This window comes from Microbacterium sp. K27 (assembly GCF_004794435.1).
Taxonomy (GTDB): domain Bacteria; phylum Actinomycetota; class Actinomycetes; order Actinomycetales; family Microbacteriaceae; genus Microbacterium; species Microbacterium maritypicum_A.
This window is the reverse complement of sequence record NZ_SSDK01000036.1, coordinates 147,004-166,309: the sequence shown is the minus strand read 5'-3', so window position 1 is coordinate 166,309 and position 19,306 is coordinate 147,004. Positions and strand designations below refer to the sequence as shown.

18 protein-coding genes and 2 pseudogenes are annotated in these 19,306 nt (G+C 68.4%); 5 read left to right on the top strand and 15 right to left on the bottom strand.

Annotation, left to right across the window (positions count from 1 at the left end):
* Positions 1-21: 21 nt before the first annotated feature.
* Together DW307_RS08080 and DW307_RS08075 are read right to left on the bottom strand one after the other, a co-directional pair.
* Positions 22-897, bottom strand: a complete 876-nt coding sequence (locus tag DW307_RS08080) for a hypothetical protein (protein WP_136024473.1) — start codon at positions 895-897, stop codon at positions 22-24.
* 81 nt (positions 898-978) lie between these two features.
* Positions 979-2,274, bottom strand: a complete 1,296-nt coding sequence (locus DW307_RS08075) for a hypothetical protein (RefSeq protein WP_029259958.1) — start codon at positions 2,272-2,274, stop codon at positions 979-981.
* Here DW307_RS08075 and DW307_RS18400 point away from each other — a divergent pair.
* Positions 2,229-3,140, top strand: coding sequence for a DUF3800 domain-containing protein (locus tag DW307_RS18400; protein ID WP_442922811.1), 912 nt, complete (start codon positions 2,229-2,231; stop codon positions 3,138-3,140). The genes DW307_RS08075 and DW307_RS18400 overlap by 46 nt on opposite strands.
* Positions 3,141-3,401: 261 nt before the next feature.
* Here the strand turns inward: DW307_RS18400 and DW307_RS18395 are convergent.
* From DW307_RS18395 to DW307_RS08055, 3 genes and pseudogenes are all read right to left on the bottom strand, one after another.
* A pseudogene (locus DW307_RS18395) lies at positions 3,402-3,926 on the bottom strand (DUF4913 domain-containing protein); the annotation flags it as partial.
* A 52-nt stretch (positions 3,927-3,978) separates the two neighbouring features.
* Positions 3,979-4,401: pseudogene (locus DW307_RS08060) on the bottom strand (TraM recognition domain-containing protein); the annotation flags it as partial.
* A 47-nt stretch (positions 4,402-4,448) separates the two neighbouring features.
* Positions 4,449-4,796, bottom strand: a complete 348-nt coding sequence (locus DW307_RS08055) for a hypothetical protein (RefSeq protein ID WP_136024471.1) — start codon at positions 4,794-4,796, stop codon at positions 4,449-4,451.
* A 297-nt stretch (positions 4,797-5,093) separates the two neighbouring features.
* Between DW307_RS08055 and DW307_RS08050 the strand changes: the two genes are divergently transcribed.
* Positions 5,094-5,588 carry an FBP domain-containing protein gene (locus tag DW307_RS08050; protein WP_136024470.1) on the top strand — a complete coding sequence of 165 codons (495 nt, stop codon included), beginning with the start codon at positions 5,094-5,096 and terminating at the stop codon, positions 5,586-5,588.
* A 99-nt stretch (positions 5,589-5,687) separates the two neighbouring features.
* On the opposite strand, the gene DW307_RS08045 is transcribed toward DW307_RS08050, so the two are convergent.
* The 6 genes from DW307_RS08045 to DW307_RS08020 all read right to left on the bottom strand — a co-directional run bounded on the left by DW307_RS08045 (position 5,688) and on the right by DW307_RS08020 (position 12,359).
* On the bottom strand, positions 5,688-6,509 hold the full coding sequence (locus DW307_RS08045) for a PaaX family transcriptional regulator (protein ID WP_136024469.1): 822 nt from the start codon (positions 6,507-6,509) through the stop codon (positions 5,688-5,690).
* A complete protein-coding gene (locus tag DW307_RS08040; protein WP_136024468.1) occupies positions 6,499-7,737 on the bottom strand; it encodes a kynureninase in 1,239 nt (412 codons plus the stop codon). The genes DW307_RS08045 and DW307_RS08040 overlap by 11 nt, the downstream gene beginning before the upstream one ends.
* Position 7,738: 1 nt before the next feature.
* Positions 7,739-8,689 (bottom strand): hydrolase, encoded by a 951-nt coding sequence (locus tag DW307_RS08035; protein ID WP_136024467.1) that lies wholly within the window; start codon positions 8,687-8,689, stop codon positions 7,739-7,741.
* Positions 8,689-9,540 (bottom strand): tryptophan 2,3-dioxygenase, encoded by an 852-nt coding sequence (locus DW307_RS08030; RefSeq protein WP_029259964.1) that lies wholly within the window; start codon positions 9,538-9,540, stop codon positions 8,689-8,691. The genes DW307_RS08035 and DW307_RS08030 overlap by 1 nt, the downstream gene beginning before the upstream one ends.
* A gap of 63 nt (positions 9,541-9,603) precedes the next feature.
* Positions 9,604-11,319, bottom strand: a complete 1,716-nt coding sequence (locus DW307_RS08025) for an amidase (protein ID WP_029267519.1) — start codon at positions 11,317-11,319, stop codon at positions 9,604-9,606.
* The gene (locus DW307_RS08020) at positions 11,319-12,359 is read right to left on the bottom strand and encodes an agmatine deiminase family protein (protein WP_029267518.1); all 1,041 of its coding nucleotides are present in this window, start codon (positions 12,357-12,359) and stop codon (positions 11,319-11,321) included. The genes DW307_RS08025 and DW307_RS08020 overlap by 1 nt, the downstream gene beginning before the upstream one ends.
* 68 nt (positions 12,360-12,427) lie before the next feature.
* On the opposite strand from DW307_RS08020, the gene DW307_RS08015 reads away from it, so the two are divergent.
* Entirely contained in the window at positions 12,428-13,114 is a 687-nt protein-coding gene (locus DW307_RS08015; RefSeq protein WP_081859774.1) for a TetR/AcrR family transcriptional regulator, read from the top strand.
* Positions 13,115-13,124: 10 nt separating this feature from the next.
* Positions 13,125-14,498 carry a pyridoxal phosphate-dependent decarboxylase family protein gene (locus tag DW307_RS08010; RefSeq protein WP_021201223.1) on the top strand — a complete coding sequence of 458 codons (1,374 nt, stop codon included), beginning with the start codon at positions 13,125-13,127 and terminating at the stop codon, positions 14,496-14,498.
* Positions 14,499-14,567: 69 nt separating this feature from the next.
* Here DW307_RS08010 and DW307_RS08005 read toward each other — a convergent pair whose 3' ends face one another.
* Positions 14,568-15,092 (bottom strand): TetR/AcrR family transcriptional regulator, encoded by a 525-nt coding sequence (locus DW307_RS08005; protein WP_021201222.1) that lies wholly within the window; start codon positions 15,090-15,092, stop codon positions 14,568-14,570.
* Between the two features lie 82 nt (positions 15,093-15,174).
* On the opposite strand from DW307_RS08005, the gene DW307_RS08000 reads away from it, so the two are divergent.
* Positions 15,175-15,885 (top strand): MBL fold metallo-hydrolase, encoded by a 711-nt coding sequence (locus tag DW307_RS08000; RefSeq protein WP_029267514.1) that lies wholly within the window; start codon positions 15,175-15,177, stop codon positions 15,883-15,885.
* Between the two features lie 15 nt (positions 15,886-15,900).
* Here DW307_RS08000 and DW307_RS07995 read toward each other — a convergent pair whose 3' ends face one another.
* The 3 genes from DW307_RS07995 to DW307_RS07985 all read right to left on the bottom strand — a co-directional run bounded on the left by DW307_RS07995 (position 15,901) and on the right by DW307_RS07985 (position 19,254).
* Positions 15,901-16,464 carry a cysteine hydrolase family protein gene (locus tag DW307_RS07995; protein WP_136024466.1) on the bottom strand — a complete coding sequence of 188 codons (564 nt, stop codon included), beginning with the start codon at positions 16,462-16,464 and terminating at the stop codon, positions 15,901-15,903.
* The gene (locus DW307_RS07990; protein WP_136024465.1) at positions 16,461-17,903 is read right to left on the bottom strand and encodes a purine-cytosine permease family protein; all 1,443 of its coding nucleotides are present in this window, start codon (positions 17,901-17,903) and stop codon (positions 16,461-16,463) included. The genes DW307_RS07995 and DW307_RS07990 overlap by 4 nt, the downstream gene beginning before the upstream one ends.
* Positions 17,904-17,970: 67 nt before the next feature.
* Positions 17,971-19,254 carry a M18 family aminopeptidase gene (locus tag DW307_RS07985; protein WP_136024464.1) on the bottom strand — a complete coding sequence of 428 codons (1,284 nt, stop codon included), beginning with the start codon at positions 19,252-19,254 and terminating at the stop codon, positions 17,971-17,973.
* Between the last annotated feature and the right edge of the window lie 52 nt (positions 19,255-19,306).

Genomic DNA, 19,306 nt, shown 5'->3' with positions numbered 1-19,306 from the left:
TCCATTATCGGTTATTCCTCATTAACCAAATGACTGCTCTGGTGACCGAATACTGAGGATTCGATCGGAGAAGGCGGCATCGACGAGGCTGGGCATCTCGTCTGGGTCAACAGCGGAGAGGTCCACGTTAGGGTCCGCGTACGCGTCCACCCCTAGACGTCCGGAGCCGTTGCCCCATAGAAATAGCCGGATTCCGTGAACTGTGAGCGCGGTCTTGATCACAAACGCGCTGAGGAACGCGACGTTGTTGTGCTGTAGTTCTTGTTCAAAGACCTTCTCCCGCGGCCCGTAGCTGTAGTGCCCATCGATCAGATTCTCGCGCACTAAGCCATCCACTGCGTCGGCGAAACGTTCGTAGTCGTCTTCGGTGGACAGCTGTCGAAGCTCGCGGAGGTCAAGAACAACATCCCTCGAATGAAGCGATGACACTCGCTCGGGAGGGTCTGCCAGCACCAGTGGCCGGAGGCTGGCATATATCGCGTAGTGCAGTCGTAGTTGGTCGCTCGACAACCGGGAAACGACCGACGTCCAGGCGACCCCGGCGTCGTCATGGCCGGACGGGCTGCGGGAAGACGAGAGAACTCCGCTCAGATACTCGGAGACGACGGCGGCGTCCGTGAACTGTGCGCTTTCAAAGACTTGTGATGCTACCCGTGTACTTGCGAACCCAGGATCTTCGCCTCGTGCGCTTGCTGCAGCTTCGCGCGCTTCAGTCTTGGCGAGAAGGCGTCGAAGGTTGCCTTCTCGAAGGCGATCTGCCCAATTCTCCCCGATTACATCAGCGCTCGGGCCGAATAGGCGGGTAATGAGGTTGGCAGCGACCTTCGTGCCCTCGGCCGAGCTGTCACTGAGTGCTTTTGAAGCGGCGCCGAGAGCTGCAGTTGACACGGGATCCATGGCGGAACACTACCGTGCGGATCCGGCCTCAATCGCGCCCGCCCAGAACTACTGAGAATCGGGACGCGGAGCATCGTTCGACTACTTCCGATCCGATCGCATCAGTGTTGCCAGGACCGCGTCTGCACCGTGCAGCTGCGGTTTGCGGTAGGCGTGTTGGATCCAGCTCACGACGCCCGTGGTTGCGGCTGCTGCTGCGCCTACGGCTGCGCCTAACGCCAGGTTGTCAGAAGTGGCTGTGGTGGCAAGCGTCGAGATGGTGCCGTACAGGAGAAGTTCTGTCACCGCGGCCTTGGTGGCGCGTTGCTTCTGGCCGGAGAGTTCTCGCTCTACGCGTCGAACCTGAGGCTCGAATACGTCTTTGGCGCGCTCCTCTAGTTCTTGAGGTGTCGCGGCTCCTGCGTCGCGGGCAAACGTGCGTAACTGCGCACGCCAGTCAGCGAAATCGGCAGAGGACGCTCGTATCGCCGCCGCCTCGCGAATGGATACGTCTGTCGTGGGCAGCACGATCGAGGACACCTGAGCAAGTATCTGTGGTGGGTAGCCAGCCGTGGGCGTTGCGTTGACCTTTGCTTTCAGCAGCGCGAGATCTCCAGGCCGACTGGGCGCATACGTGGCCTGCGCGGAGTCCGCGACGGCCAGTGTCTTTGCCAGGTAGAAGAAGAAGTGTTGATATTCCCACGCTGCGTCGGCAGGCTTCAGCCGTCCGCTGCCAGTGATGTGGAAGCCTCGCAGGTTGTCCCAGAGTGGCAGCCTTGCGTCCTCATCCTGGAGGGAGCGCATCACGGTCTGCATTCGTTCAGAGCGGGCATCGAACCGAACTGATGCTTCTAGAGCGGATCGGCGTCTCCTCAAGACAGCCCATTGGTTGCGCAGGATGATCACGCCGGATCGGATCGGTATCTCGAGTTCATACAAGTTTCGAGAGATCTCCGACAGGCGAGCGGCGACACCGGCCCAATCGTCGCCAAAGCTCGCGGCGGAGTCGGCATGAGCCCAGATAGCGCCACCGGTGCTGATCCGCATTGTTTCACGCCCGTTTCGCATGTACCGAAGATCGCGCAGGGTCGGCAGGGCCGAGGTGTCAGCGAAGAAGTCGGCGAACGGGTCCAGTGCGAGGAGTTGTGGATAGTAGAGAAGAGCGTCACTCAGTTCCGCTCGAGCTACGGGATCCTCCCAGTACCGAGCGAACATTCCCCCCATCACGTGAGTCCCCTCAGGCGCGGCGCGTTCTGCGTCTGCCTGACTAAACTCCAGCAGCCGGTCGCGAAGATCCTCAAGCTGGGCTCGGGATAACTTGCCCCAGGCCAGTCGGTCGCCGCGTTCGCCCAATGCGTTCTCTATTACATCTAGAACAGTTGCCTGTACGTGCTCCATGCTCTTCTAGCCCCCACCGATCGTCGAAGTTCCATCAGTTCTGCCTCCACTATGGCCCGAGCGGGTCAGAACCTGAGTGCTCCTCTCTTTGGACGGTGCTGGGGTTTCGAATGGGTAGGCGCTCTCTTCAGCGCAAGTGGGGGCGGTACCGTAGAACCGTGTTCTATGCCTATGTTGACGAGTCGTACACGACAGATCGCTACTACGTCGCTGCGGCCGTCGCCGACGAAGCTGCTTGGGCGTGCGTTGACGCCAAGCTCACAGAGATCAGGGTAAGAACCCACAACGCGCACGGAACCCCGCTTGATATTGAGTTCCACGCCGACGAGCTCATGAACGGGCGCAAGGATTGGGCTCCGCTGAAGGGGAAGCACCGTGAGGCCGCCGGCATCTATGCGGCCGTCCTCCAGGCTGCATCTGACTGCAGCGTGCGGTTCGTGCTCCGAGGGCTCGATCTCCAGAGGCTGCATGCCCGCTACAAGTACCCGGACCATCCACATGCGATCGTTCTGGGGCACACGCTCGAGCGGTTGCACGAGCGCTCAAGGGACCATCACATGAGTGCAAAGGTCACTGTCGTCGCCGATGAGATCGCTACTCAGGCGCAGCATCTCGACCAGTTCGAGGGATATCAGAAGTGGGGCACGCCCGGCTACCGAAGCTCGACGCTCTCGACGATCGTGGCGCCTATCTCTTTCGCTCCGTCGCACTCCGTGAATGGGCTCCAGATCGCGGACTTCGGCGCCTACCTGCACCGGCGCCGATCGACGCAGACGGAGCGCCACCCACAGGCGGTGCGCGTCATGTCCAGGCTCAGCGGGATCCTCGACGAGATGACGGCGCACAACCACACCTGGGAGCCGTAAAAGAACTAGGACCCCGCAATGCGAGGTCCTAGGCGTGCAACGTTCCGGTAACCGGCCCGTCGCTGTTTTTGATTCTACTACATCGGCTGCCTGAGGTGGCGGGCTAGTCGGTGTCCATGCGTTCGTGGGGTTCGTGGCCGGCGCCGTCGCATCGTTGGAAGACGCCGTACTCGCGGCTGGTGAATTGTGGGATGTGGTAGTCGAGGATCTCGCGGTAGAAGGTGTGTAGTGAGGGGGGGCGCCCTTGATGCGGAGGCGCATGAGGGTCCATTCGTCGTAGATGCCGGCGAGCCGGTGCACGGCGTCGGGGTGCTCGGTCCAGCGGATGCACCATCGCCCGGATTTCACGAGCCCGATCGTGCCGGTGAGGTAGTCCTGGAATGTGCCTTCCACCCACTCGACGAGCTCAGGCGGCGCGGTGGTGAGAGGGACACTCCATGCGAGCAACGAGACCGATGATTCGTCTTCGTCGTCCTCGGTAACCGGTGTGCTCTTCGCCGCGTCCAGCGTCTCGAGGGCGACGTCGAGCTTTCGTTGTGCGGGGGTGAGCTCGTGGTGGGCTTCTTCGTGGCGCCGTGCTGCGCGTGCGTGTGCGCGGGTCTTCTTGGCGAGTTCGCGTTGCGCGGCCGCAACCTGCCAGGGCAGTTTCGCGTCGTCGCTCGTGTAGTCATCGACCTTCGCTTCCGCGACAGTGACATCGTCGTTCGCGTCGGCCAGCGCATCGTCGGCGGCGTCCGCTTTCTCCTCGGCGCTGTGCAGAGCCTTCTCGGCAGCGGCGACGTCCATCGCAGCGGCGGCGATCGCGAGCTCGTCGACGACGAAGCCGTCTTCGGCGGTCTCAGACATAAGCGTCCTCCTCCACCTGGTGGTGCACACGTTCGGGGCGCATCGCGACCAGCTGCCGGAGGCGCTTGTCTGTGAACCACGGCCGCGCCCGTACGAGCGCGGCCCGGCATCCGGAGGCGAAGACGATCATGCGGCCGACGGAGAGGGCGTCGAGATCTGCGACGTCCATGATCCGTTCCGTGCGGCGGGAGACCTGTGTGGAGCCACTGCCACGGCCGGCGCTGGTGGAGCGTTCGGTGTATTCGTAGTCGCCGATCAGGTCGGACACGTTGCGGTAGAACGACGCGGAGGCGTTACCGCCGGCGTAGATCCACCACATGGACGCAGCGAGCAGCTTCTCGAATCCACCGTTCGGCCATACCTGCTTACCCTGGTCCTCGCGCTGCAGAATTGTCACGACGACGTTGCCGCGGGCGCGGTAGTGGCTTTACCTGTCGGGAAGGGTCGGGGCTCAGGGCCCGATCAGACGGCTGCGACGTTGAACGGCGTGCCGCCGACGGCCAGCACGCCGTAGCGCGCGTGGAGTGCGACGGGGGTGCCCGGAGCGGCTTCGAGCGCAGCGCCGGAGCCGTTCCACAGATCGTGCGCTTCGCCGTCGAGCGTGCGCACCACGAGGTCTCCCGATACCGCGTCGGCAGACTCGACCAGGGCGTCGACCCACTCCGTGGGCGTCGCCGAGGCGATGCGTGCCTGGATGAGGTGCAGAGCATGGCCGGGGGCGAAGGAGGAGCACCGGCCGCCGTGGCTGCACATGCACGCCGCACGCTCACGCACCGGGAGGGGCGAAAGGCGGTTCAGCGGCGTGGACACGGTGGTCTCCTTCTGGTCGGACGTTCCGGAAAGACTAAGACGCCCGTCGCGCTGTGCCCAGGCGGGCCGACACGGAGTGAAACAAACGGGTGTAAGCTCGCCGGGTGCTGTCGTCGATGAGCGCCCACGGGGCGCAGAACGGAGCTGCAGGCGCCTTCCGCGCCGCAGACAGAGGCTGAGGACCCACCGGAGGCGGAACCCCCGTCCCCGGTGTCGTGACGTACCCGGCATCCGCGTCCGGGACCTTCCTCCCATCGACTCGCCCTCGCGGCGACCACCCCGAAAGCACTCATTCTCATGCGTCCCATCGACGAGCGCGCCATCCGCGCCTCCTTCCTCAACGCCTCCCGCAAGGAGGTCTCCGACCTGACCCTGCCGCACGGCTTCGCCGAGATCGACTTCGATCGCCTCGACTTCCTCGGCTGGGCTGACCCGAAGATGCCCCGCCGGGCCTACGTCGTCAGCTGGATCGACGACGCCCCGGTCGGCGTCTTCCTGCAGCGCGCCGAACAGCGCGTGATCGCGCGGGCGCAATGCTCATGGTGCGAAGACGTCACGCTCCGCAACGACGTGCAGCTGTACGTGGCGCGCAAGGCCGGGCCGGCCGGACGCAAGGGCGACAGCGTGGGCGTGCTCACCTGCGCCGAGTTCGGCTGCAACCACAATGTCCGCATCCTGCCGCCCCTGGCCTACCAGGGGTTCGACCGCGAGTTCGCGCGCGACCTGCGCATCCTGCGACTGCAGGAGCACGTGGCCGGCTTCCTCGCCGAGGTCGCGGGGCAGGCGGGCTAGGCGATCCCGGCTTCGGATTGCTCCGGTCGCACTTCCTGTCGCCCGCGAGGCGCGCAGGCGACAGAAAGTGCGACCGGAACGGCGGGGTGGATGACGGAACTAGGCGATCCGGGCGCGCACATGCGCCCAGGCGGGTGCGGCCAGTTCCGCCGACCGACGGGCGAACTCGTCGAAGCTGCGACGACCGGGCCAATCGGTCGGCAGCATCGAGGGGGGAAGCCCCGGGTCGGTGTACGGCAGCACCCGCCAACGGTCGATCAGCTGCACGTACGCGGCGAACGGCTCGGCGGGCAGCGTCGCGAGCCCGCCCTGGAAAGAGAGGTGCTCGCCGCGCAGCGCCTCCAGGTCCCACCACTGCGCCGCGGCCTCGATCAGCGTGCCGGCGGGCACGGGCACGGATGTCGGGAACAGCGTCGCCCAGCCGCGCACGTCGAGTTCCTGGAGGATCTGCTCCACCTCCGCCTGAAGGTGGCCGGGACAGATCCACAGCGCCGGCGATACGACACCCGCGCCGATCCACTGCAGCCGTCGACGCAACTGGTGGCGTACGCTCCGTGCGCTCTCGGGGATCGAGAACGACACCAGGCACCAGGTGTCGGCATCCGTCATCTCCCGCATCTCGAAGATGCGTCGATCCCCACGTTCCAGCATCCCGGTGGCTGCGGGATTGAGGCGATAGCCGATCTGCTCTTCGCGCGAGGCGAGCAGCAGGCCCTTCTGCTTGAGGCGGGCGACACCCGTGCGTGCCTGTGCCGCTTCGATGCCCAGGTCGCCGGCGAAAGCGACCAGGTCGGCCGTCGAGATCCATCCGCCGAGCGGGCGCAGGAAGACGCCGATGAACGTCCGCAGCAGCGAGGCGGTGCTGCCGGGGCGCGCATCGATGTCGTCGAGCACGGGGGCGACGGCGGGGTCAGAGGTCACCGGACTCCAACGCGTCACGCACCGCGAGAACGCCGGTGACCGTCTCGACGTGCGAAGTGCTGAGCGGGGAGAGGCCGAGGCGGATGCCATCCGGGAACCGGAAGTCGGGGATGATGCCGTCCGCCCACAGGCGCCGCGTGACCTCACGGAAGTCGGGGTGGCCGATCGTCACATGACCGCCGCGCACCTCGGCGTCGCGGGGGCTGAGCAGTCGCACGCCGAGAGGGGCGAGCAGCTCGTCGTAGGCCTGCACCGCAAGATCGGTCAGCGACTGCGACTTCACCCGCACGCCCTCGATCGTCGAGTGCTCGATGAGGTCGAGCATCCCCTGCATCGCGAGCATCGACGTCACCGGGGGCGTGCCGCTGAGCAGCTGGCGGATGTCGCCGGACGGTACGTACTCCGGCCCCATCGCGAAGATGTCGGCCGCGCTCCACCAGCCCTGGATCGGCTGGCGCAGCACGCCCTGCAGTCCGTGTCGGAGGTAGGCGAAGGCGGGGGAGCCCGGCCCGCCGTTCAGATACTTGTAGGTGCAGCCGACAGCCATGTCGACACCCCACTCGTCGAGCTGCATCGGCACGACGCCGGCCGAGTGGCACAGGTCCCATATCATCAGTGCTCCGGCCTCATGCGCGGCAGCCGTGATGCCCGGCATGTCGGCCAGGGCGCCCGAGCGGTAGTCGACATGGCTCAGCGACACCAGCGCGGTGCGTGCGGAGACGACGGCCTCGACGTCGGCGACGGTCACCCCGTGCACCGGGTCGGGTTCGAGCCAGCGCAGAGTCATCCCGGTCTCGACGGCCACCCCCTCGGCGAGGAACCGGTCGGTGGGGAAGTTGCCGGCCTCGATCACGAGTTCGGTGCGGGTGGGATCGGCGCTCGCGGCGGCGCGCATGAGCTTGTAGATGAGCACGCTGGTCGAATCGGCGACGACCGTCTGCCCGGCAGCGGCACCGAGCGCCACCCGCCCGATGCGGTCACCGAGCTCCATCGGCAGCGCCATCCACTGCTCGTCCCAGGAGCGGATCAGCCGTGTTCCCCAGTCGTCGCGCACGAACGCGGCGAGCTTGTCGGGCATGTCGCGCAGCGGTCGGCCGAGGGAGTTGCCGTCGAGGTAGGCCGTGACGCCCGGGGCTTCGGCGAACGCGTCGAGGTGGGCGCGCAGCGGATCGGCGGCGTCGAGAGCGCGGGCATGCGCGAGGAGCGAGGGGTCGGATGTCGTGGTCATGTCACACCTTCAGATCTGCGGGGGTGAGGGGGCGGGCGTCGAGCGGATCGGCGGTCGAGGCTGGTCCTCCCGAGAGGAGGAGCACGGAGGTCGGGTCGAACGGATCCCCGGGTGCGAGTGCGCGCAGGAGGGCGGCGTCGTCGAGCCCGGCTTCGCGGAGGGCGGCGATCTCGCGCGGGTTCAGGTCGACCGGCATCGGCCCGTTGCCCAGATCGGTGCCGTAGAGCACGGTCCCGCCTGCGGCGTGGAAGCGGCGCACGTTGTCGATCGCGATCGCGCGCTCGGGGTCTTCGTGGATCGCGAGCGTCGAGATCCACGAGGCCGAGGCCGCCTGGCGCACGATCTCCGCGTCGTCGAGGCGCTCCGTGAACGGGGCATGGGCCAGGTGGGAGGCTCCGAGACGCACGACGCGCTGCGCTTCGCCCGCCCCTTCGGCATGCGCGACGACCGCGAGGCTGTGCTCGTCGGCCGCCCGCACGATCGCGCGGAAGAGGTCGTCGGAGAGCACCGGTCCTGCGGCGCTGTTGCTGGTGACCTTGAGGCGGGTGGCTCCGGCCGCCGCCATCCCGGCGACCGCGGCGGCGGCGGAATCCGCGTCGGTGATCTCGCGGACGGAGCCCTCCGGTGCCCAGTCGCGGTCGGAGGGGTAACCGCCCGGAGCGGTCAGGAAAGCGCCGGCATAGTCGATCGCGACCGCCTGCACGGCGAGCCGGCTCAGCACCTGGGGGTTGCCGCCGAGGTCGATCACGCGGCCGAGGCGCGACCCTGCCAGCAGGCCGTGCTCGACGAGCTGCAGGTGCACGTGGTGGTCGGTGAATCCGCCGGTGATGGCGCCGCGGATGCGGGGGAGGTCGGGGGTGGGGCGCTCATCGCGCAGCCGCACGCGCCCGTCGGCGAGCTCGACGACGCCCTCGCGCCATGCGGTCCCGTCGAAGAACGTCGCGGCCTTCATCAGCTGCCGATCTCGGTGCGCACGGTGTAGAGCTCGGGGAAGAACGTCAGGTCCAGCGCGCGCTGGAGGAATCCGACCCCGCTGGAGCCACCGGTGCCGACCTTCATTCCGATGGTCCGGGCGACGGTCTTGAGGTGCCGGAAGCGCCAGAACTGGAAGTTGTCCTCGAGGTCGACCAGGTCTTCGCACGCCTCGTACAGGTCCCAGTACCGGCTCGGGTCCTGGTAGATCTCGCGGATCGCCGGCACCAGCTCCGGGGTCTCCCGGTACGGCTCGCGCACGTCGCGCTGGAGGATCGAGCTCGGGATCGGCAGCCCACGGCGGGCGGCGAAACGCAGGAATTCGTCGTACAGGGTCGGCTTCTCCCACTCGGCGGTGAGCAGAGCGAGATTGGCGGGGTGGTCGGCGAAGACGCTCAGCATCTTCGCATTCTTGTTGCCGAGGGCGAACTCCACCGCCCGGTACTGCACGGACTGGAAGCCCGACGAGTTGCCCAGTGCCCCGCGGAACTGTGCGTACTCGGTGGGGGTGAGCGTGGCGAGCACCGACCACTGCTGTGTCATCACGTCTTGGATGCGCTTGACCCTGGCGATGCGCTTCAGGGCCTCGCGCAGGTCGTCGCGGGCGAGCAGCTCGCGAGCGGAGGACAGCTCATGCAGCAGCTGCTTGAGCCACAGCTCGGTGGTCTGGTGCTGGATGATGAACAGCATCTCGTCGTGGTGCTGCGGTGCGCTCACCGGGTGCTGCGCGGTGAGCAGCTGGTCGAGCGCCAGGTACGAGCCGTAGGTCATCCGCCCCGAGAGGTCGGTGACGATACCGGATTCGAGGGCGCGTTCGTTCTCGGTGTGCATGCGCCGAACATATCACTATCGTGGCGAGCGTCACAGGAGTGTTATGTCACGCTGGCGGCTCTTTCAGAGCGCGGGGGTGCGCGTCGGCGGCGTGCGACGCGTGCCGGGGCCGCCTGCCGCTTCGAATGCCGAGGCGAAACGCAGCAGTCGCGTGTCGTCGTACGCCCGTCCCGCGAATGTCAGCCCGATCGGCATGTCGATGTCGCTCATCAGTCCCATCGGCACGGTGACGGTCGGGATGCCGAGGTGACGTATCGCGAGGTTGCCGTTCGCGATCCACACGCCGTTGCGCCAGCCGAGGTCGGCGGATTCCGGGTTCACGTCCATGTCGGCCGGCCCCACATCGGCCACCGCGGGGAAGACCACGGCGTCGAGCCGGAGCACGTCCATCCACACCTCGAGGTCACGGCGGCGCGTCTCCTCCAGGCCGCGCAGCCCGTCTTCGAGCTCGGGCATGTCCCTGAACGAGACGTCGGGATGGCGGCGCACCCAGTCCGGATACTCGGCGATATCGTCGTCGAACCCCGTGTAACGGTCGGGAAGCGCGCCCACCGGATGCGGGAAGATCCTGGCGCCGTCGACGTCGGCGAGCGAGCGCAGGCCCGGGTCGCCGTTCGCCTGCAGGAAGTCCTCCCACGCCCACGCCGAGAGGTCGACGATCTCGCGGTGCAGGTACTCGGGTGGCACCAGGCCGCGAGTCGCGATGGTGTGCGCCCCCGGACGGTCGCCCTCGTAGTTCGACACCACGGGGAAGTCGACCTCGATCACGGTCGCTCCGGCAGCGGTGAGGACGCGGCGGGCGGCCTCCCAGCGCGCGATGATGCTCGCCCGTGTGTCGATGCGCTGACCGGTGGGGCCGCCGATGCCCGGGCTGTCGGTGCTGCCGGCATCCGGGTCCGCATTGATGTACATGCGGGGGATACCGATGCGTGCACCGACGAGCGTGCGCGCCGTGTCCGCGGCGAGGGCGCGATACGACTCCGGGCGGACGGCGGATGCGGCGGGCAGCTCGACCCACGGCTGCGCCCGCCAGAAGTCGCCGCGGGTCTCGGCGTCGTCGGCGACGATCACGTCGAGCACCTCGAGCAGATCGGCCATCGAGCGGGTGTGCGGCACAACGACGTCCATGGTCGGCACGAGAGGCCAGTTCCCGCGGGTCGAGATCACGCCGCGTGAGGGGGTGTAGGCGCACAGCGCGTTGTTGGTCGCGGGGCCCCGGCCGCTCGACCAGGTCTCCTCGCCGAGGCCGAAAGCGGCGAAACTCGCCGCCGTCGCCGTGCCGGAGCCGTTCGACGAGCCGGAGGCGAAGGGCGCTGTGAGGAAGGCCGCGTTGTACGGACTCTCCGCGCGACCGTAGGCGCCACGCTGCATGCCGCCGTTCGCCATCGGAGGCATGTTCGTGAGCCCGAGGCAGATGGCTCCGCCCGCACGCAGCCGCTCGATCGTGAAGGCATCGCGCTGGGCCACGAGCTCCGCGAAAGCGGGACTTCCCGCGGCGGCGGTGAGGCCGCGCACGAGGTAGCTGTCCTTCGCTGTGTAGGGGATGCCGTCGAGGGGCCCGAGGGCCTCGCCGCGGGCGCGACGAGCATCCGATGCCGCCGCCTCGGCACGGGCCTCCGGGTTGGCGACGACGACGGCGTTCAGCGCCGTAGCCGTGCCGGGGGCGTCGAAGGCGGCGATGCGCGCGAGGTAGGCGTCGATGAGTTCGACCGCGGTCGTCTCGCCGGTCTCGAGGGCGCGCCGCAGCTCGGCGATGGATGCCTCCACCACGTCGAACATCAGTGGCTTCCGTCGAGGGCGGGCTGCTGCTGAGTGATGCAGTGGATCCCTCCGCCGCGGTCGAACAGCGGGCGCGCATCCACCGTGACGACCCGGCGTCCGGGGTAGGCGTCGGCGAGGATCGCGCGCGCCGCGGCATCCGCCTTCTCGTCGCCGAAGCCGCACGCCACCACGCCGTCGTTCGTGACCAGGTGGTTGACGTAGCTCCAGTCGACGGGCCCCTCCTGGTCCGTCAGCGTGGAGGGTGCGGGCAGGTCGATCACCTCGAAGCGGCGTCCGGCGGCATCGGTCTGCTCCGAGAGCAGGGCGCGCAGCTCACGGGTGACGGCGTGGTCGGGGTGCTCGGGGTTCTGCTGATCGTGCAGCAGCAGCCGCCCGGGCGAGACGATGGTGGCGACGATGTCGACGTGGCCGTTCGTGCCGAAGTCGTCATAGTCGCGAGTGAGCCCACGGGGCAGCCACACGGCCTTGGTCGCGCCGATAGTGCGGGCCATCTCGGCCTCGATCCGCTGCTTGTCGGCGAAGGGGTTGCGCCGAGGGTCGAGCTGCACGGTCTCGGTGAGCAGCACGGTACCCTCGCCGTCGACGTGGATGCCGCCGCCCTCGTTCACGAGTGTGGAGCTCACGAGCTCCGCCCCGACGGCGCCGGCGACGATGCGCGCGTGCTGCGCGGCCTTGCGCCACTCGGCCCATTCCGGCGCACCCCAGCCGTTGAAGATCCAGTCGACCGCACCGAGCACTCCCGGCCGGTCGTCGTCGACCACGAACGTCGGCCCGGAATCGCGCATCCAGAACTCGTCGACCGGCGCTTCGACGATCTCGATGCTGCTGCTGAGCATGCGCCGGGCCCTGTCGACCTCGCTCGGGTCGACCAGCATCGACACGGGCTCGAATTCTGCGACCGCATGGGCGACGGCGGTCCAGGTGGCGTAGCCCTCTTCGCGCGCCGTGTCGGTGTCGCCGAGGGTCTCGCCCTCTGCAGGGAACGCCATCCAGGTGCGCTCGTGACGTGCGGTCTCGGTGGGCATGCGCCAGCTCATCGTGATCTCCTCGCTGCTGCCGGTTCTTCTATTGAACATGCGATCAACAGGTGTTACGGTAACCCCTGATGAAGACCACGTCAACAGGTGCGGGCGCTCGCCGGATGTCGCCGGAGGAGCGCGATCACTCGATCCTCGACGGCGCGATCGGCCTTGCGCGCGAGAGTGGTCTCGAGAGCCTCACCGTGCGGGCGGTCGCCGCTCGCGTCGGGGTGACTCCGGCGCTCGTGGCGCACTACCGGCCGGGGATGGACGCGTTCGTCGCCGATGTGTTCGGGCTGATCGTGGCGGCGGAGCGCGACGAGGTGATCGCCGCGTTCGATGGCGCCGACGGCCCCGCCGCGCTGCGGGCCGGTCTGCTGCGCCTGATCGAGACACTCCTCGACGCCGACCGCGACGACGTCACCCTGATCTGGGTGCAGGCGTGGGCGCTCGGTGCTCGCAACGAGGCGCTCGCCGCCCGCGTGCGGCAGGAGATGGACGCGTGGCAGAGCGCGCTGGAGCAGATCTTCGCCCGGGCCGCGGCGACCGGTGCGATCGCGGCCGGCCGCGCCGACATGGCCGCGTGGCTGCTGCTCGCGATGGTCGACGGAATGAACGCGCACTCCCTCGTGAAGTGGGCGCCCCGCGACCGCGCCGACCTGGCCAGGCGTGCACTGTCGGCCGTGCTCGACACCGCACCGCTCGACACCGCACCGCCCGACACCCGATCTGCCGACACCCGATCTGCCGACTCCCGATCTGATGACAAGTAAAGGAACGCCCATGGATGCTGTGCGCATGCACGCGGCCTCGCCCGAATCGACGGCGATCGTCGACGCCGTGCTCGACTACTCGCGTCGTCGCATGCTCGCCGCCGACGTGCCGCTCGACAAGCCCCAGTCCGAGGCCGAGCTGAACCGCCTCGTCGGGCCCACGATCACCGATGCGGGACTCGGGGCCGCGCGTGCCCTCAGCGTGTTCGAGCACGTCCTCGCCCCGGCGTGCCTGACCACGAGTCACCCGTTGTATCTGTCGTTCATCCCGACAGCGCCGACCATGGCGGCGATCGCGTTCGACCTCGTCGTGTCGGCATCCGGGCTCTACGGCGGCAGCTGGCTCGAGGGCGCGGGGGCCGTGCACGCCGAGAACGAGGTGCTGTCGTGGCTCGCGAGCGAGTTCGGGCTGCCCGAGACCGCGGGCGGAGTGTTCGTGCAGGGCGGCACGATCGGCAACCTCTCGGCACTGGTCGCCGCGCGCGAGGCGGCGAAGGCGCGGCTGATCGCGGCCGGCAAGGAGCTGCCGAGCCGATGGAAGATCCTGTGCAGCGTCGAGGCGCACTCCTCGAACAAGTCGGCCGCGAAGGTGATGGATGCCGACGTGCTGCTGGTTCCTGCGGGCGACGACGGCGTGCTGCGCGCGGAGGGCGTGCGCGAAGCCCTCCTCGCGCACGGTGACGAGATCTGTGCGGTCGTCGCGACCGGCGGCTCGACCAACTTCGGCATCGTCGACGACATCGAGGGGATCGCGGCGCTCAAGGACGAGTTCGATTTCTGGCTGCATATCGACGGTGCCTACGGTCTCACCGCGATGCTGGCGCCGGAAGCGCGGCACATCTTCGCCGGCGTCGAGCGCGCCGACTCGGTCATCGTCGATCCGCACAAATGGCTGTTCGCACCGTTCGACTGCTGCGCGCTGATCTACCGCGACCCCGACAGCGGGCGCCGGGCGCACACGCAGCATGCCGAATACCTCGACATCCTCACCGACGTCGACGAGTTCAGCCCCTCGGACTACTCCATCCAGTTGACGCGTCGCCCGCGCGGCCTGCCCATGTGGTTCTCGGTCGCGACCTATGGGGTCACGGCCTACCGTGAGGCGGTGAGTGCCGGACTCGCGCTGACGCGACGGATCGCCGCGGAGATCGCCCGACGTCCGGAGCTGCGTCTGGTGCGAGACCCGCAGCTGTCGATCGTGGTGTTCGAGCGCGACGGTTGGGAGCGTGCCGACTACGACCGATGGTCGGCGGCCCTGCTCGACTCGCAGCGGGCGTTCGTGGTCCCCAGCTCCCATGCCGGGCGTCCGAACACACGCTTCGCCATCCTGAATCCCCTCACCACGTTCGAAGACCTCGTCGGCATCCTCGACACGATGAAGTAGCCCGGCGGCCCCGGTGCGCGAGTCCGGCTGCGGATGCCGGTGCGCGACAGTGATCGAACCCGTGGCGGTTCAGCCGGCCATCCCGGCGATGAGTCGACGCAGGCCGTACTCGAAAGCGCGGTCGACGTCGCCGCCGAGTCGGAACGCTCCGGACAGCTCCATCTGCAGGAAGCCGGTCGCCCAGGCGGTGAACAGACGGGCGGCGTCGAGCGCGTCGTCGTCACCGACCAGGGAGGCGGCGGCGCGCATGAGGGGTGCCGCCGAACGTTCCAGCGCGTCATGCGGAGCCGCGATCGTGAACATGATCCGGAAGCCCTCCGGATGCGCGTGCGCGAAGTCGCGGTAGGCATGAGCGAGCGCACCGATGTCGTCGCCCGCGGCTTCGAGCCGCGCCGTGAGCGCATCGATCGACGCGGTGGCGACGGCGGCGTGCAGAGCATGCCGGTCCCGCACCCGCTTGTAGAGCGAGGGGGCGCGGACGCCCACCCTGTTCGCGACCGCCTGCATCGTGAGGCCCGAAGGTCCCGCGACCTCGAGGATCTCCCGGCCGGCCGCGACGATCTCGTCGGTGGACGTGCGTTCCGGTGTCGGCATCGGATCCTCCCTGGATGGCTATTGACAATAGCCATGATAGCTACGTAACGTAGCCATCGCAATCATCCCGAGAGGATCCGCCATGAAGCTCGCACCGCACCTGCACCGCCTCGGCAACGACATCGTCGCCTCGTACCTGATCGACCTGCCCGAGGGCATCACCCTGATCGACGCGGGGCTGCCAGGGCACTGGCACGATCTGCAGCGCGAACTCGCCGCGCTCGGTCGCCCGCTGTCCGACATCCGCGGACTCGTCCTCACCCACGGCGACGGCGATCACATCGGCTTCGCCGAGCGGCTGCGCACAGAGGCGGGAGTGCCGGTGTTCATCCATGCGGCCGACGGCCATCGTGTGCGCACCGGGGAGAAGCCGAAGACCGCGATGGGACCGGCGAAGATCGGGCCCACGCTCGGCTTCTTCGCCTACGGCCTGCGCAAGAACGCCCTGCGCACACATCACGTGTCGGTCGTCACGGAAGTCGGCGACGGCGACGTGCTGGATCTGCCCGGTGCTCCGGTCGTCATCGGGATGCCCGGCCACTCGCCGGGGAGCATCGCGGTGCACGTGCCGGCCGTCGACGCGGTGTTCGTCGGCGACGCGCTGACCACTCGGCACGTGCTCACGGGACGGACCGGGGCGCAGCGCGCGCCCTTCACGGACGAGCCCGACGAGGCGCTCGCCTCGCTCGACCGCCTGGCCGCGGTCTCGGCCTCCTGGGTGCTGCCGGGTCACGGCGCGCCCTGGCACGGCTCCCCGACCGACATCGCCGCCGCCGTGCGAGCCTCGGACTGAGGCCCACGCCCGCCGTCAGCGGTTGCCGAGCACGGTGGCGGTGTCGCTCACGGTGATCTGCGGGGGATACAGTCCCATGACGTGCAGCGCAGTCGCGTGGTTCTCCGCAGTCGAGCCGGCGCAGGCATCGGCGGCGATCGTGACGTGCGCACCCGCGTCGGCCGCGGCCAGAGCCGTCGAGATCACGCAGCAGTCCGTCGAGACCCCGGCGAGCACCAGGCGCCCTCCGCGACCGACCACCGCTTCGAGCTCGGGGCCCCACTTGCCGAACGTCGGCAGGTCGAGGCTCGGATGCGGGGAGAGGTCGATCGCTTCGGGCACCAGGGCGAACAGCGGGTCGCCCGGCGGCTGGTCGGCGAACGGCCAGGCTGCGAAGTAGTCGCCCCAGGAGGTGGACCGATCGGCGGTCGGCACCCAGCGCGTCACGAGCACGCGGTCGCCGAACGCCTCCGCCAGGGCGCGGATGCTCGGCATCGCCTCGGCGAAGAAAGGTGAACCCCACGCAGACTCCGGCGAGGCGAAGATCGCCTGCGGATCGATCACCACGAGCCAGGTGTCCCCGGCCGCCGGAATGCTCACACGGCCTCCTGGCGTCGGATCTTCGCGGCCCTGGCGACGTAGGTCACGAGGAACGACAGCACCAGCGCGAAGAACACCCCGAGGTTCGCGTATGCCCACTCGCCGTCCCTGCCGCCGATGAGGAACAGCAGGTAGCCCTGCCAGTTGTTCCACGCGGCATCCTCGGCGAAGTTGTTCACGACCAGGCCCCAACCGATCACGCTCGTGACGACCAGGGTAGCGATCGATGTCCAGTCCCACGCGCCGTAACGACCGTTCTGATCGAACAGGGCCTCCTCGTCGTAGTCCTTCTTCCGACGCAGGATGTCGGCGATCAGGATGCCGGCCCACGAGGCGAGCGGCACACCGAGCGTGATCAGGAAGCTCTGGAACGGCCCCAGGAAGTCGGTCGCGAAGAACACCACGAAGATCGTGCCGAGCGTCAGGATCACGCCGTCGATCGCGGCCGCCGACGGGCGCGGGATGCGGATGCCGAGGCTGAGCAGGGTGAGCCCGGAGGAGTAGATGCCCAGCACCGCGCCCGAGACGAGCGCGAGCACGGCCGTCAGCAGGAACGGCACGAGTACCCAGGGAGGAAGGATCGAGGCGAGCGCGCCGATCGGGTCGGCGGCGATCGCGTTCATGAGGTCTTCGTCGGAGCCGCCGAGCAGCAGGCCGAACACCACGAGGATCACGGGTGCCACGGAGCCGCCGATCGTGTTCCAGGCGACGATCGCCCCGTCGGACGCCGTGCGCTTCTGGTACCTCGACCAGTCGGCGGCGATGTTGATCCAGCCGAGCCCGAATCCGGTCATCACCATCACGAGCGCGCCGATCACCTGACCGATACCGCCGTCGGGGCGGGCCAGCACGGCGGAGAAGTCGATCGCCGGCGCCGCGAGGACGATGTAGACCACGGTGACCACGCCGGTGATCCACGTGAGCACCGACTGCAGCTTCATGATCGTGTGATAGCCGAGCACGGAGGCGGTCACGATCAGCGCTGCGACGATGACGGTCGCGACGATGCGCAGCCAGATGCTGTCGCCGTCACCGCCGAGTTGCGTGATGACGGTCGCGGTGGCGAGTACCGCCATGATCGCGAGGAACGTCTCCCAGCCGATCGAGGTCAGCCACGAGACGATACCCGGAACCTTCTGGCCCTGCACGCCGAACGCCGCGCGGGAGAGCACCATGGTGGGCGCCGAGCCGCGCTTGCCGGCGATCGCGATGAGCCCGCACAGCAGGAACGACACCACGATGCCGATGATCGAGACGAGCGTCGCCTGCCAGAACGAGATGCCGAAGCCCAACACGAACGAGCCGTACGACATGCCGAACACCGAGACGTTCGCCGCGAACCACGGCCAGAACAGGTCACGAGGCTTCGCGGTGCGCTCGGATTCGGGGATGATCTCGATGCCCGCACGCTCGATGAGGGCCGGCTTGATGTCCGTCATGCTCACATCCTGGCACTGCGGGGGCGCGGCCGGGCGGACTTCGCGTGGGCCGGAACCGCCCGCGTGCTCAGCCGGCGAAGAACGACTGCGCGGTGCGGGCCAGATCGTGCAGGTCGGAGACCCCGGCGAGCTCTCGTGCGGAGTGCATCGAGAGGATGGGGATGCCCACGTCGACCGTGCGGATGCCGAGGCGGGTCGCCGTGATCGGGCCGATCGTCGAGCCGCACGGCACGCTGTTGTTCGACACGAACTCCTGCGTCGCGACGCCTGCGCGCTCGCACCAGCTCCGCCATGACGCCGTGCCGATCGCATCCGTCGCATAGCGCTGGTTGGCGTTGATCTTCAGGATCGGTCCCGAGCCGAGCACCGGCTGCACCACGGGGTCGTGCTTGGCGGCGTAGTTCGGGTGCACCGAGTGTCCGACGTCGCTCGACAGGCACCACGACGAGGCATACGCCTGACGGCGCGCGGATCCATCGGCGCCCAGCCTCGAGTACACGCGCTCGAGCACGTCTTCGAGGAAGGGGCCGGCGGCCCCGGAACGGGACTCCGAGCCGAGCTCCTCGTGGTCGAACGCGGCGAGCACCGCGATCGGTGCGCCCGCGGACGGTTCGTGCGTCGCGAGTGCGACCACGCCGGCGTGCACCGAGGCGAGGTCGTCGAGACGGCCGGAGGCGAAGAACGCGTCGTCCTTGCCGAACACCGCGCCGCGTGCGGAGTCGGCGATGACCACGTCGTATCCGCGGATCTCGGACGCTGCCACGTCGGCCGCTGCGGCGAGTTCGGCGAGGATGTCGGCCTCGGTCGGGTCGCCCAGCCCCCACACGGGCTGCGTCTCGGTCTGCTTGTCGAGGGCCAACCCGTTGTTGACGCCGCGATCGAGGTGGATCGCGAGCTGCGGCAGGCGCAGCAGGGCGCCGGTGTCCGCCAGCACGACACGGCCGTCGGCCAGCGCCAGTCGCCCGGCGAGGCGCAGCTCGCGGTCGAGCCAGGAGTTCAACAGCGGTCCGCCGTACACCTCGACTGCAGCCTGCAGCCAGCCCCGCGAACCGGTGGTCGGCTGCGGCTTGAGCTTGAACCCGGGGGAGTCGGTGTGCGCGCCGAAGATCTGCACCGGCGTGGTGGTCGCGGCGTCCGACGGCACGACCCAGGCGATCGCCGCGCCGTCGCGCACGACCACGAAGCGCCCACCGGGCTGAAGAGGCCATTCATCTTCCTCCTGCAGCCGCGTGAACCCCGATTCCTCCAGTCGTCGAGCGACCTCGGCCGCCGCGTGGTAGCTCGAGGGCGAGGCGGCGACGAAGTCGGCGAGGTCCTCGGCGTGGGCGAGGGCTGCGGGGGTGACGGGCATGTCGTGACCTTCCTGGAGAACGCGGTGCTTCGAGCGTAGTCGGGGACTTCGT